Source organism: Bradyrhizobium sp. SZCCHNR1017 (assembly GCF_032381375.1).
Taxonomy (GTDB): Bacteria; Pseudomonadota; Alphaproteobacteria; order Rhizobiales; family Xanthobacteraceae; genus Bradyrhizobium.
In genome coordinates, this window is the sequence record NZ_JAUHIR010000026.1 from 52,223 (window position 1) to 65,969 (window position 13,747).

The following is a 13,747-nucleotide window of genomic DNA, read 5'->3' on the forward strand; positions in this document are numbered from 1 at the left end:
ACCCCATGCTTTTAGCCCTTAAGGAAGGGCGTCCCCTGGCTATCGGCTAGGCTAAAGCCGGTTACCATTTCGCGGCTCCAAGATAGGAGCTCAAGTGCGTTGAGATCGTCGGTGTCGTTCCTGATCTTGGCATAAGCTGAGTCGAGCTTCGCGACGAAGCGATCTTTGAACGATGGGTCGGCGTCTGCCAGCGTCTCGACCAAGCAGGTGACCAAAATCGCGGTCGCCTTTTTGACGTTGGGTAGCGGTGCGTCTTCCGGCATTTGTCACTCCTTCTGATTGTTTGGATCATTGTAGCCACGCCTGAAAATGCGGCACAAAAAGTGAACATTCGCCCCGACGGCGGGTGTTTTTGAGGTATGGTGCACGCAGGGGGAGATTCTTGCATGCAGAACATCGAGAAAATACTGGAAAGTCCATACACTGCACTTTCCGCCGCTGTTATCCTTGGCGCCCTCGCGCTCAGCGGGAAATTTAGCGTGACAGCGACACAATGCCTTTTGGCGGTTGCGTGGGCGGTTGTCCTCTTTGGACTAAGAGGCCAACCGCTTCCAGTTCAAGCGGGGTGCGCGCTTGTGACTGGGGGCGTTCTCATTCTTCTTGCCTTCTTTTTTCGGCCTGATGCCGTCCCAAGCTATGCCGGGGTCTTGGTACCGAAATCTGAATTGCTTTTTTCCGCTACTAACGGGGGAAAGACCCCACTAATCCAGATTGGAACGTCGGGTGTCGTACTAGCCCCAAAGGGCTTTGGTCAGGGCACATACGACGAAATGGAAAAAGACCCTAATGGGGCATTCTTGTTGCCTGCATTAAAGGCGTCTCAATTTACCGTCGAATCTGTTGGCGGGAAAATAAAGGTCTCCACTCAGATTGGAGATGCTGATGGTAACGTCATTGCAGAAATCGTTCGTAATGAATGGAAGGTGTCGCCCGGTCGAGCGTGGGATAGGAATTACTCGGACGATGCCCTTGAAGTGAAGGATTCGCGGGGCCTTGTGGTCTTGCAGGTACGGGCGCTTCCTGATCGCATCCAAATTCAGGGCGCATGGTGGGTCGATATGGGCTTCAATGGTTGGGCGCAGCTGTTTATTTTTAGCGATCCACCACCTGAACGAGGCGCAAAACTTGTTTTCGCATTGAAGAATGGGAAGGGAGAACCACCATCAATTCCGCCGATTTTTGAATATCCCAGCGATCTACATTTGGGCGAAATGAAAGCCAAACGTTGAGCTTTCTATTCTGGCGAACGACACGAGCCCTGTGGAGTCCGGTAGTCGCCCTTCTCGGACCTTCCGGCCGCCGCCAAAGACGTCAGCCTGCTGGGCTTGAGCGGATATGCTTCTCGAGACTCGTGCGGGCCCGGAGCCAGGCGCGCACGACCGACAAGTCAACCTCTGATGCGATGCGCCCAAAATCTGATTTTACTCACCGCCTCAAGCACATCACCCTTGTCCAGTCCTCCCACGGAAAATATTCTACTTTCGTTTTTCAGAAAAACATGATTGACTGTGCGCATCCCGTCCCGCAATGAGGGGCGCTTCGCGATCGTCACGAGACGTGGGTGCGGGATGCGGTGGGTGCATTGGATCGCAGCGCGAGCAATCGTGCGGACGAACGAGCCCGATGCGCCGGCGAAATCGTAGGGTCCTGGCCTCCCGGTGCTGAGGCCAAGCGGACGGTGACGATGATCCGTCCGTGACGGGGGCAAGACAGCCGGTCCCCGGGGAGAGGACGTATAAGCCGCCCAACCATCGCGCGGGGAATGCCGGGATGTCTCGGCTGAACCTGTGGTTCCTGCCGCCTGCATTTTTTTCGCAGGCGGGCCATGGGGGCGGCCAGCTCCCGGCATTCCCTGCGCCCTCTTCGTCGATGAGGGCGAAACGACCCGCACAACTCGGACGCACGGAGCGCCGCGAGGCCGAATGACTGCGTTCCAAGAAGCACTCATCGCAGATGTCAGCGCCTGCAGCGTCGAAGCGGTGGAGAGACGATGGACGTCTCGCATGACAGCGCGCACCAACGCCACGACTGTCGACCATTGGCCCGGTGGACGTCGGCGTCGAGTTGCCTCAGGCGTTCAGCCGGTCGATGTGCACCTTGCCGGCCTTCATCACCAGCGGAATGTGATCGCCCTGGCCGAGCAGACACGAGACGTCGCGCAGCGGATTTCCCTCGACCACGAGCAGGTCGGCGAAGGCACCGGGCACGATGCGGCCGAGCTTACCCTCCATGCCGAGCACCTCGGCGCCGATCACGGTCGCGCTGGCAATGACCTCGCGGGGACCAAGGATCTCGGCGCGGATCCGGAATTCATCGCTCTGCAGGCGCTGGGACGGTCCCAGGAGATCGCTGCCGAAACCCATCTTGACGCCGGCGTCGCGGTAGATGCCGAGCGAACGCAGGCCGGCATCGCGCACATCGGCGATCTTGGCGACGCTCTCCGGCGGCAGCCCATACTGCGCGCCTTCATTGGCGAGCGCCTCGTAGGTGACGAGCGTCGGGACGACATAGACGCCCTTCTCCGCCATCAGCCGCGCGGTCGGAAGGTCGACCAGATTGCCATGCTCGATGGTCCGCACGCCGCAATGGACGGCGCGGGCGATGGCTTCCGCCGTGTAGGCATGCGCCAGGACGTAGGTCTGCCGCGCGCGGGCCTCGGCGACGATGGCGCGGATCTCGTCCTCCGAGTAGCCGAACGCACCGACCGGATCGGTCGGCGAGGCCACGCCGCCGGACGCCATGATCTTGATCTGGTCGGCGCCCATCTGCAGCTCCTCGCGCACCGCCTTGCGCACCGCATCGACGCCGTCCGCCACCCGGGCCAGCGCGCCGACGCGCACGCAGCAGGGACAGGGTGCGTTGTCGGAAAGGAAATCCGTCCGCGCCCGCATGTCGCCATGGCCGCCGGTCTGGCTGAGCGCCCGGCCGGAGACGAACAGCCGCGGGCCCTCGGTGAGGCCGGTGTCGACGGCCTGCTTCAGCGGATAGCCGGCGCCGCCGGCGTCACGCACCGTCGTAAAGCCCCGCCGCAGCATGCCCTTGAGCAGCAGCGCCGAGCGCAGGGTCACCAGCACATTCGGCATCTGCACTTGCTGTGCGAGATTGAGCTCGACCGCGATCGCATGGACGTGCAGGTCGATCAGGCCGGGCATCAGCGTTTTGCCTTGGAGATCGATGGCCTGGTCGACGCTGGTCTGCAGCGGCTTGTCAGACACCTCCTTGATCAGATGGTCCTCGACCAGCACGTGATGGCCTTCGCGCAGCTCCGGCTGCAGCGGGTCGAGCAGAGCGGCATTCTTGAACAGGATGGTCGACATCAAGGTGTCCTCGATCGGAGCGAAGCGTGCGTCAGCGGGCGGAGCGGGCCGACGATGACGGTGTTCTCCCCTATCCTGTCCTGCGGCCTCGAGCCAGCCCGGGACGGAATACCTGTCTTCTCAGCCGATCGACATCAGGCTGGCATTGCCGCCGGCGGCCGCGGTGTTGGTGGAGAGACTGACCTCAGTGACCAGCCGGTCGAGATCGTAGCAGCCGTCGCTGGCGCGCGGCGTGACGAGCGGGACGATCGGTCCGGGGCGCGTGGCGAGGTCGCGGCCGAGCGCGATCAATTCATCCGCCTCGCCGTCGGCAAGCACGGCCTGCAGATCGCGGAGAGCCCGCCAGCTGTCGACGATCCGCAGGCGGCCGCGCAGCCGGCTGGTGAGCGGTCCCAACACGGCACAAGCAGGGCTGGCGCGTTCGACGAACGCGTCGTTTCCGGTCATCAGAATGACGCCGATCTGGACCAGCAACGCCTGCTCGCTTCTCGCCAGTGCAGCGACGACGCCGCGCGCGGTGATGCGATAGATGTTCTGTTCGCCGACGGGTCCTGGCAACTCGATCTCGAGCCCGGCCAGCACCTGGGGCCCATGCGCCTCGCACGCCAGCGCCGCCTCGGCATGTCCGCTTGCGCGCAACCCGTCGAGGTAAGAGCGCAAGACCGCGTCAGACTGCGACGCCATGAGCCGCTGGCGCGGCGGCATCGCGAACAGCCGGCGCAGATACAGCGGACCGCCGGCCTTCGGCCCGGTCCCCGACAGGCCGGAGCCGCCGAATGGCTGCACGCCGACGACCGCGCCGATGACGTTGCGGTTGACATAGATGTTGCCGGCGGCGCTGCGGCCCGACGCCCGCGCAATTGTCTCCGTGATCCGCGAGTGGATGCCGAAGGTCAGGCCATAGCCGGTGAGATTGATCGCGTCGATGAGGTCAGCGAGCTGTTCGCGGCGGTAGCGCAGGACGTGGAGGACGGGGCCGAACACCTCGCGCTCGACATCGAAGATGTTGCCGATTTCGATGATGGTCGGCGCGACGAACGTGCCATGCGCCGCCTGCGGTGGCAGCGGCAGCCGCTCCACGGCATGGCCGCGCGCCTGCATCGTGGCGACATGCGCATCGAGCGTGTCGCGGGCCTCGCCGCTGATTACCGGGCCGACATCGACCGACAACGACGCGGGATTGCCGAGTTCAAGCTCGCGCAGCGCGCCGCGCAGCATCGACAGGATGCGGTCGGCGACGTCCGCCTGCAGGCAGAGGATGCGCAGCGCCGAACAGCGCTGGCCAGCGGAGTCGAAGGCGGAAGCGATGATATCGCCGACAACCTGCTCGGCGAGCGCCGAGGAATCCACGATCAGCGCGTTTTGGCCGCCGGTCTCGGCGATCAGCGGCACGGGCTGTCCATGGACGGTGAGGCGCTCGGCAAGCTGTTTCTGGATCAGCCGCGCGACGTCGGTCGATCCCGTGAACATCACGCCCTGCACGCTGTGATCGCCGACCAGCGCGGCGCCGACGCGGCCGTCGCCCGGCAGCAATTGCAGGACATCCGCCGGCACGCCGGCCTCGTTGATGATGCGAACCGCTTGGGCGGCGATCAGCGGCGTCTCCTCGGCAGGTTTCGCCAGCACCGGATTGCCGGCCGCGAGTGCGGCCGCGACCTGGCCGGTGAAGATCGCGAGCGGAAAATTCCACGGGCTGATGCACACCACGGGGCCGAGCGAGTCGGGACTATCGCCCACGGAGAGACGTTCGATCTCGCTTGCATAATAGCGCAGGAAATCGACGGCTTCGCGCACCTCGCCGACGGCGTTCGCAAAGGTCTTGCCGGCCTCGCGGACGATCAAGCCGATGAGGACGAGGCGACGCGCCTCCATCGTCTCGGCCGCGGCGCGCAGGCATGCGGCGCGCGCGCTCGGGCTGGTCGCGGCCCAGGCCGGCGCGGCGTTCGCCGCACGCGACAGGGCCGCCTCGATCTCGGCAGGCGCGGCATCCCTGACCGCGCCGACGACGTCACGGCGATCGGCGGGATTGCGAATGAGGCGCGCGCCTTCGCTGCCCGTCGCTCCCGACGGCGCGGCCTTCCAATCGAGGCTCGCGCTCGTGACCAGGCCTTCGCCGAGACGTGCCAGCGCGCGCTGATCGGAGAGATCGAATCCGGCCGAGTTCACGCGGCCCGGGCCGAACAGCTCAGGCGGGCGCCTGATCTTGTCGTGCGGCGAGCCCGGGCGTTCCGACGCGCGAACGACGGCGACGGGGTCCGCGATCAGATCGTCGACGGAGACGGCGGGATCGGCGATGCGGTTGACGAAGGAGGTGTTGGCGCCGTTCTCCAGCAGCCGGCGCACCAGATAGGCCAGCAGCGTCTCATGCGAGCCGACGGGGGCGTAGATGCGGCACGGGCGGCCGAGCCGTGCCGGCCCGACGACCTCCTCATAGAGCGGCTCGCCCATGCCGTGCAGGCACTGGAATTCGTACTGGCCGCGCGCGTAGGTGGGGCCGGCCATCTCCACGATCGATGCCAGCGTGCGCGCATTATGCGTCGCGAACTGCGGGAATACGGCGTCGGGCGCGCCCAGGAGTTTGCGGGCGCAGGCGAGGTACGACACGTCGGTGTGGCTCTTGCGCGTGAAGACTGGAAAGTCCTCCAGACCATCGACCTGCGCGCGCTTGATCTCGCTGTCCCAATAGGCGCCCTTGACGAGGCGCACCATCAGCCGGCGCTGTGTGCGCCGCGCGAGGTCGATGAGCCAATCGACCACGAAGACGCAGCGCCTCTGATAGGCCTGGATGACGAAGCCGATGCCGTTCCAGCCGGCGAGATCCGGATCGATACAGAGCGCCTCGAGCAGATCGAGCGAGAGGTCGAGACGATCGGCTTCCTCGGCGTCGATGTTGAGGCCGATGTCGTATCCCCGCGCGAGCAGCACCAACTGCTTCAGCCGCGGCAGCAGCTCGTTCATGACGCGGTCGCGCTTGATGCTGACATAGCGCGGATGCAGCGCCGAGAGCTTGATCGAGATGCCCGGCCCTTCGTAGATGCCGGCACCGGCCGCATGCCGCCCGATCGCATGGATCGCCGCCTCGTAGGCGGCGAAGTAGCGCGCGGCGTCTTCCGCCGTCGTCGCCGCCTCCCCGAGCATGTCATAGGAGTAGCGGAAGCCCTGCGCTTCCCATGGACGGCCGTTCGACAGCGCCGCATCGATGGTCTGACCGGCCACGAACTGCTCGCCCATCAGGCGCATGGCGAGCGTCACGCCCCTGCGGATGATCGGCTCGCCGCCGCGGGCGATGAGCCGCGTCAGCGCCGACACCAGGCTGTCCTCGCTGGCCGCAGCCGTCAGCGTGCCGGTGACGATGAGGCCCCAGGTCGCGGCGTTCACCAGCAGCGACGGGCTGTGCCCGATATGGGCGCGCCAATCGCCGGTCGCGATCTTGTCGCGGATCAGCGCATCGCGCGTCGCGGTGTCCGGAATCCGCAGCAGCGCCTCGGCCAGGCACATCAGGGCCACGCCCTCCTGACTCGACAGCGAATATTCGTGGATCAGTCCCTCGACGCCGCCGGATTGCGCCTTGCCGCGCAGACGCAGGACCAGATCCCGCGCCAGACCGGCCGCTCGTGCCGACGATGCCTCCGGGAGCGCGCCGAGATCGAGCAGCGGCGCGATGCACTCCGGCTCGGCGCGGCGATAGGCCGAGGTGATCGCAGCGCGCAGCCCGCTCTGGCGCTGGACCTGGGCATCGAACGCGGCGAACGGTCGTGGCGGCGACTGCGACATGACCCGTCTCCTCTGAAGCGATCCCCGTCACTCGCCATGGCTGCGCGGCGTTGGCGCACGTCGCGAGCGACGGATAGCGCTACCGCCCGATCAACTGATCGGCGTAGTAGCCGATGGTCTTGCGGTAGATCACCGCCCTGTTCCACTCGCGCATCGCCTCGAAATTGGCCGAGCCCTCGTCATAGGGCGCGCCCATCTTGAAGCCGTTGCTGTGCAGCAGGTTGGCGGTCGAGGCCAGCACGTCGGCGGTGGAGTGGCGCAGGTCGACGCGGCCGTCGCCGTCGAAGTCGACGCCGTATTTGATGTAGGACGACGGCAGGAACTGGGTCTGGCCGATCTCGCCGGCGAAGGCGCCGACGAGGTCGCGCAAGGTGAGATCGCCGCGCTGCACGATCTTCAGCGCCGCCAGCAATTCGCCCTGGAACAGCTCGGTGCGGCGGCAGTCATGCGCCAAGGTCGCAAGCGTGCGGATCACCGGCAGCTTGCCCATGTCGCCCTTGCCGAAATCGGTCTCGAGTCCCCAGATCGCGACCAGGATCTGGCGCGGCACGCCATATTGCTGCTCGATGCGCGACAGCAGCGCGGCGTGCCGCTGCAGCATCGCGCGCCCGCCATTGATGCGGCCGGCGCCGACGCGGGTCGAGACGTACTGCTCGAAGCTCTTGTTGAAGGTGTAGCGCTGGCGGCGGTCGAAGGCGAGCACGGCCGGATCGAGCGTCACGCCCGACAGCGCCTGGCTGATCGTGCCGCCCGAGACGCCGGCGCTCTGCGCCTCCGCCGAGACGCCCGCGATGAAGGTATTGAAGTCGCCGCCGCAGCGCGCGGCCAAAGCGGGAGAGGCAAAGGAGAGGATCGCGACGGCAACAAGGAAGCGGACAACGGACATGAGGAGAAAGGTCCCTGCATGAGAGCATGATGACGGCAGTCCGGCGGCGGACGCCGTCACAATGCCTGATTTGGCGGTACCAGGCCAGCCGGCGGGCGATAGCCACCGAACCGCACCCCATCGTCATCTTTTTTTGAACGGTCGGCGCGCTCGTCGCCACTCATGCAGGGCGTGCCTCGTCCGACGTCGCGCCGTTTTCGCGCGCCGATCCAAGCGCGCGTTCTGAAAACCACGAGCGTTGGCGCCACTTTTCGGGAGAGGTCCCCATGACGATGATGTTCCGGCTCGGCACACTGGCACAGCTCACCTTGGTCGCGGCCCTGATGTGTCGCGGCCTGGCGCCCGCGGCCGCTCAGCCGGGCGATGTGGCGGGCGCAAAGGATTACCCCGGGATCGGCCGCTTCGCCGGCAGCGTGATCACCGGCTATGTCACCAAGGATTTCGATGCGATGCGGCTGCAGGCGGCGCCGTTCAAGGCGGACAAGGCGACCGACGAGCGACGCCTGGAGGGGCGCGTCGTCAGAATCGCCTATCGCACCGCGCCGGGTCCCTCGATCCTCGAAGTGTCGCGCAATTTCGAAAACCAGCTCGCCAAGGCCGGCTTCGAGAAGCTCCTCGCCTGCAACACCGATGCCTGCGGCGGCATTCCCTTCACCGAGGCGATCGACCTGCTGCCGGTTCCACAGATGTGGGCCGATGGCTTCGACTACCGCTATTTTGCCGGCCGCAAGGAGGCCGGCGGCCGCGAGACCTTTGCCAGCGTGCTGGTCAGCCAGAACAACGAGCAGATCTATGCCCAGCTCACCGTTGCCGAGCTCGGCGCGATGGAGAACAAGATGGTGAGCGCAGCCGAGATGGCGAAGGGCCTCGGCGACAAGGGCCACATCGCGCTCTACGGCATCTATTTCGACACCGACAAGGCGACGATGAAGCCGGAGAGCCGGCCGACACTGGAGCAGATCGCGCAGTTGCTCGCCGGCCAGCCGCAGCTCAGCGTCTTCATCGTCGGCCATACCGACAACCAAGGCAGCTACGACTACAATCTCGATCTGTCACGGCGGCGCGCCGAGGCGGTCGCCGCCGAGCTTTCGCGCAGCTATCGCATCGCGCCAGCGCGGCTGCGCACCGCGGGCGTCGGCCTGCTCGCGCCGGTCGGCAGCAATGCCACCGATGCGGGCCGCGCGCTGAACCGCCGCGTCGAACTGGTGGCGCCCTGAGGCGCTGCGCCGGCGCGGCCGCTTGATCCTCGTCAACACCGTGCCATCATGACGCCCTAAGCTCCGCGGCCGAAATGGAGATCGCCATGATCGGGATTACGCTGTCGACCGACCAGATCCGCTCGGCGCCGCCGGAGGTGCGGCGTTGGATCGAGCATCAGGTGCTGTCGGGTCTCGGGCTCGGCCCGGAGGCGCCGCTGACGCCTACCCTCCCCGCCCAGAGCGCGCATCTCGTCGCCTGCAGCGTCGAGGATGCGGCCAAGGTCCTAGCGCAGATCCAGAGCGCGCTGCCCGCGGTGAACGTATTCTTCGAGTTCGGCCGGCCGGGCATCGCGATGGGCCAGCCGCCGATCATGATGTTCCGCCTGATCGACATCCTGCATCACACGCGGCTGCAGAACATCGGCCAGGTGATGGCCTCGCTGGAGATGATCAACAAGGCGCTGGTCGAGGTGAGGCACGATCCCTCGGTGCGCTTCTGCGGCTTCGACAATGAAGGCCACTGCCTGATCGCACCGGAGACGCAACGCGCGATCGCCAGCGTCTGGCAGAGCGTGATCGCCAGGCAGCACGGGGTGGCCGAGGGCGAGGCGGCGTGAGGCCGCGGCTCCGGTTTCAATGAGGCGTCATCCGGAGCGCGCGGGGGCCCGGAATGACGGAGCGAGATGTGCCGCGGGCGCCTCGTGCGCGCGAGGTCCGCGGACAAGAGAGGGCCGCCGGGACACTCCCGCCTCCTGTCCCAAATCGGCGCGCCGCACGCGGCGCAGCCATGCCCGCCCCGAGCGGCTCCGGCCTTGAGCCGGTCGCGGACGGTGCTACGATATCGTTGTCGTTCACGATCCCTCGGGAGATCGCCGATGCAGCACAATCAACGCCAGCGCCGATTGCTCCAGATCCCTCTGTTCCGCCTGCTCGCGATCAATCTCGCGCTCGGCCTCGGCATGGCCGTGGTGCTGGTCGGCGGATTGCTGCTGCTCGATCCCTGGGGCCTGCGTCACCTGATCTTCGCCGACCACTCGCCCGTCGTCGCCATCGGTCTCTTGCTCGGCTCGTTCTTCGTCACCTTCGGCTCGACCGCGATGGGCACCGCGATCATGGCGCTCGGCCGCGGTGATGATGACGACGGCCCGCACGGCGGCACGCGGGTGCATGCGCGGGTGAAGGTGCGGAGGCGGTAGAGGCGAGCTGTTACCACGCGCTCGGTGCGCTCCCCTCCCCGCAAGGGGGAGGGGAGTCGACCGCGCAAGCGGCCGAAGCCTTGGCTCAAGCGGCAGCTCTCGCTCACCAATGCCCCCTCCGCTTGTTCCAGGCGAACAGCACATCGGCAAACCGGTCATAGCCGAACCGCGTCAGCGGCCGCACCAGGCGGTTGCCGAACAGGGTCGCCAGCCAGCCCTCGCCCGGCGTCAGCGCCCACAGCAGCAGCGCCACGTCGGCGCCGGTGATCAGCTCGCCGTCCTCGTCGGTCGCGTGCAGGCGGCGGCGGACGGCGTCGACATCGGCGCCGAATGCGGCCAGCGCGTCGGGCTGCTCGTTGATGTCCTTGAACGCGACCCGCCCCGACTTGACCAGCGCCAGCAGCTTGTTGCGCTGCCAGTCGATGCCGGCGTCACAGACCGGGCAGCGCGTGTTGTACCAGATGGTGAGTTGGGGCATCGACATGGGCTGCATTCGCGGCGGGGTGAGACGTCCACGATGAACGCACTTTCATCCGGCAAAATCGAGGAGTTTCGGGACCCCGCCGGCCGGTCCCTGATCGCTCTGGCCACCCTGCCGATTCGGCGAAAACCATATGACGAAAAAGTCAAACTCGGGCAGCGGATAAGCATTTTCTGGCATTGACCGGACCGGTCCCGCCGCCGTAAAGCGCCATCCATGGCGAAAAAACCCGGCTCCAATCCCAAAGGCGAATTCGCCTTCTTCAACGTGACCTACGAGGACGGCTCGCAGCGCTCCAACCGGCGCGTCCCGGCCGAGCTGCTCGGCGGCCTCGACGGCGACGAGCCCGCGCGCGGCTTCATCATGGAGCAGGACCGCGAGATCGCGGAAAAGTCCGGCCGCCCGCCGCTTCAGATCAAGTCGCTCGAGCGGGTCGGGGCGAAGAAGAAGTAGGCCGGCCGAGCTGCCGTAGGGTGGGCAAAGCGACCGCCGCCAGGCGGCCGCGTGTCCACGATCAGCCGCGTACCACCAACGACGTCATCATGGGTTACGCGTCATGGCCGGGCTTGTCCCGGCCATCCGCGTCGTTGACGTCGCAATGACGTGGATGGGCGGGCCTTCGCCGCGACGAAGCGGCTTCGGCCGCGCGGGCGGGACAAGCCCGCGCATGACGCGGAGATATCTCGACCCACATCAGACCGTCACGCCGCCTCCCGCTCCGGCTCGACGGCGGCCGACCTCACTGCCCTGCCCTGCTCCATCGCCCTCGGCCGGTTGATCAGGCTGACCAGCGTGTAGCTGATGATCAGCAGCAGAAACCACGAGCCGAGCTTGGCCGGCGACACCATGGCCCAGCCATGCGCCTGCTGCGGATAGAGCCAGACCCGGGTGAAGGTGCCGACGTTCTCCGATAGCCAGATGAACAGCGACACCAGCACGAGCCCGAGCAGCAGCGGCATCGACCGGTGCACGCGCCAGACCTTGAAGTGGACCGTGGCCGGCGCGAACAGTAGAACGGCGCAGCCGAACAGCACGAGCCTTAGATCGATCCCATAATGGTCGGTGAAGAAGTTGAGGTAGATCACAGCACTCAAGCCGATCAGCCAACGCCGTGACGGGTGGCCCGTGAAGCGGAAATCAAACAGCCGCCAGACGCGGCAGAGATAGCTGCCGATGCAGGAATACATGAAGCCCGAGAACAGCGGCACGCCGCCGAGCCGGATCAGGCTCGGCTCGGGATAGATCCACGAGCCGGTCGCGGTCTTGAACAGCTCCATGGCGGTGCCGACGAGGTGATAGATCAGGATGATCTTCGCCTCCTCGAATGTCTCCAGACGGGCGGCGAGCAATGCGGCCTGGACGGCGAGCATGCAGAGGAAGAGGAAATCGTAGCGCGCGAGCGGCGCGTTCGCCGGATAGAACCGCCACGTCAGCAGCATCAGCGCCACCGCGATGCCGCCGAACAGGCAGGCCCAAGCCTGCTTCACGCCAAAGCGGAGGAATTCGTAGAGGGCGGCAGTCCAGGGTGTCTCCGCCGCGCGGGCTGCGAGCCGAGCTTCGGCGGCAATGAAGGGGCGCAGCGGCGCCCAGATCGCGGCGGCGCTTTCGTGCGCTGCGGCCGATGGAAACTCGTCGTCATGCATGGGAATAGGCGTCCGGTGAGACGCCAATTCCTAGCAGTCGACCGCCCAACGCCGACTGCGCAAAGTTCGGTCTCTTCCGGCAACGACGCGGACATTTGCGGACAAGACGTCGTATCGGCCGATTGTGACACATCAGTCACGCCTTTCGGCGCGACGACTAGCGCACTGTCACCGCAATACGTGACACCTGCGAGAAGGCAGTCGTTCAGCTCCTACATCGGAGGCACTACCAAACACATCGCAATATCGCGTTGAGGTCTAGTGCTCGTGAATGCGCCCTCTCCCCTTGTGGGAGAGGGCATGCGGGAAAGAACGGCAAACGCGATCGGGTGAGCGGTTGCCTCGCACGCCCAAGATAACGAAAGTCCAGGCACCCCGCCTTGTACGAGGCGACAGCCATACGCTCATCCTGTTGACAACCCTAGAGCGATCTTGACCGCTCTAGGTTCATCATTCAATTCTAAACACCTCTTTACGCGAATAGGTTCACTGTCAAACCAGATGAACTTGTGTCGGGCGCTTCGCCAGACAATTCGGTATTGTTAAGGCTTATCGGTAGGAACGCGTTCGGCGAGCTTATCTCTCGTCGCCTGCGCTCCTCGCCCTGCGGGACGATAAGCTCGCCAAACACGTTCCTACCTTTAAGGGTAAAGAGAAAATTGGTACCGGAGCTTCGTACCCTATTTGACGATCTGAACCTCGACGGGGTGCGGGTCTTCCGTCCTTCGAAGTTTATGTTCCTATGTGGCGGATATATAGCTAAGGAGCACGACGCTCGGCCAGTCAATCTGCGAGACTATCTGTTCCGAGTGAAGCGGATATCGAACAGATACGACATTGTGTTAGCTGAGAAAGCCACTCAGCTATTTCGCGACAGCGCCTATAACGATCTCATTTCCTTCGAAGAAGACATCGCGCGGATCGCATCCGTTGTTCTTGTGATTGCAGAGAGTCCAGGCTCGTTGGCAGAGCTAGGAGCATTTACCGCTAACGATACAATACGCAACGCCCTGCGAGTTGTTATTCAAAACCAACACGAGGTTGCGGAGTCTTTTGTTCGATACGGACCGATTGAGCGAATCAAAAAGGCCAAGCGCGCGAACCTTGCCGTTTACCCTTGGTGAGCTGCCACCGAAGTTTCATCCAGCAGCGTTTAGAGTCCGGGTGGGTTGTGCGCCGAGTGGCGCGGGTGGAGCAACGGGCGATTGGCGGAGCTGGTCGGGGTTGCGCAGCCGATCGCCCGTTGCGGTG

13 protein-coding genes are annotated in these 13,747 nt (G+C 65.2%); 7 read left to right on the plus strand and 6 right to left on the minus strand.

The window, feature by feature from the left end; all coding sequences use genetic code 11:
- Window positions 1–11: 11 nt before the first annotated feature.
- Entirely contained in the window at window positions 12–263 is a 252-nt protein-coding gene (locus tag QW863_RS34565) for a hypothetical protein (RefSeq protein ID WP_315716483.1), read from the minus strand.
- A 123-nt stretch (window positions 264–386) separates the two neighbouring features.
- On the opposite strand from QW863_RS34565, the gene QW863_RS34570 reads away from it, so the two are divergent.
- Complete coding sequence (locus QW863_RS34570; RefSeq protein ID WP_315716481.1) at window positions 387–1,229, plus strand: hypothetical protein; 843 nt, start codon at window positions 387–389, stop codon at window positions 1,227–1,229.
- Between the two features lie 840 nt (window positions 1,230–2,069).
- Here QW863_RS34570 and QW863_RS34575 read toward each other — a convergent pair.
- From QW863_RS34575 to QW863_RS34585, 3 genes are all read right to left on the minus strand, one after another.
- Window positions 2,070–3,317, minus strand: coding sequence for an amidohydrolase family protein (locus tag QW863_RS34575; RefSeq protein WP_315716480.1), 1,248 nt, complete (start codon window positions 3,315–3,317; stop codon window positions 2,070–2,072).
- Window positions 3,318–3,437: 120 nt separating this feature from the next.
- Window positions 3,438–7,091, minus strand: a complete 3,654-nt coding sequence (gene putA, locus QW863_RS34580; RefSeq protein WP_315716479.1) for a trifunctional transcriptional regulator/proline dehydrogenase/L-glutamate gamma-semialdehyde dehydrogenase — start codon at window positions 7,089–7,091, stop codon at window positions 3,438–3,440.
- Window positions 7,092–7,170: 79 nt separating this feature from the next.
- On the minus strand, window positions 7,171–7,977 hold the full coding sequence (locus QW863_RS34585) for a lytic murein transglycosylase (RefSeq protein WP_315716478.1): 807 nt from the start codon (window positions 7,975–7,977) through the stop codon (window positions 7,171–7,173).
- Window positions 7,978–8,249: 272 nt separating this feature from the next.
- Here QW863_RS34585 and QW863_RS34590 point away from each other — a divergent pair, with 272 nt between their 5' ends.
- From QW863_RS34590 to QW863_RS34600, 3 genes are all read left to right on the plus strand, one after another.
- Window positions 8,250–9,194, plus strand: a complete 945-nt coding sequence (locus tag QW863_RS34590; RefSeq protein WP_315716705.1) for an OmpA family protein — start codon at window positions 8,250–8,252, stop codon at window positions 9,192–9,194.
- Window positions 9,195–9,280: 86 nt separating this feature from the next.
- Window positions 9,281–9,793 (plus strand): hypothetical protein, encoded by a 513-nt coding sequence (locus QW863_RS34595; protein WP_315716476.1) that lies wholly within the window; start codon window positions 9,281–9,283, stop codon window positions 9,791–9,793.
- A 258-nt stretch (window positions 9,794–10,051) separates the two neighbouring features.
- Window positions 10,052–10,372 carry a hypothetical protein gene (locus QW863_RS34600; RefSeq protein WP_315716475.1) on the plus strand — a complete coding sequence of 107 codons (321 nt, stop codon included), beginning with the start codon at window positions 10,052–10,054 and terminating at the stop codon, window positions 10,370–10,372.
- Window positions 10,373–10,475: 103 nt separating this feature from the next.
- Here QW863_RS34600 and QW863_RS34605 read toward each other — a convergent pair whose 3' ends face one another.
- Window positions 10,476–10,850 (minus strand): thiol-disulfide oxidoreductase DCC family protein, encoded by a 375-nt coding sequence (locus tag QW863_RS34605; protein WP_315716704.1) that lies wholly within the window; start codon window positions 10,848–10,850, stop codon window positions 10,476–10,478.
- Between the two features lie 39 nt (window positions 10,851–10,889).
- Here QW863_RS34605 and QW863_RS34610 point away from each other — a divergent pair, with 39 nt between their 5' ends.
- Both QW863_RS34610 and QW863_RS34615 read left to right on the plus strand, forming a co-directional pair.
- Window positions 10,890–11,036: a hypothetical protein gene (locus QW863_RS34610; RefSeq protein ID WP_315769960.1), complete on the plus strand. Its 147-nt coding sequence runs from the start codon at window positions 10,890–10,892 to the stop codon at window positions 11,034–11,036.
- Between the two features lie 33 nt (window positions 11,037–11,069).
- Window positions 11,070–11,306, plus strand: coding sequence for a hypothetical protein (locus QW863_RS34615; RefSeq protein ID WP_315716474.1), 237 nt, complete (start codon window positions 11,070–11,072; stop codon window positions 11,304–11,306).
- Between the two features lie 248 nt (window positions 11,307–11,554).
- On the opposite strand, the gene QW863_RS34620 is transcribed toward QW863_RS34615, so the two are convergent.
- Entirely contained in the window at window positions 11,555–12,496 is a 942-nt protein-coding gene (locus QW863_RS34620; RefSeq protein ID WP_315716473.1) for a DUF817 domain-containing protein, read from the minus strand.
- Window positions 12,497–13,155: 659 nt separating this feature from the next.
- Here QW863_RS34620 and QW863_RS34625 point away from each other — a divergent pair.
- A complete protein-coding gene (locus QW863_RS34625) occupies window positions 13,156–13,620 on the plus strand; it encodes a retron St85 family effector protein (protein WP_315716472.1) in 465 nt (154 codons plus the stop codon).
- Window positions 13,621–13,747: the final 127 nt, after the last annotated feature.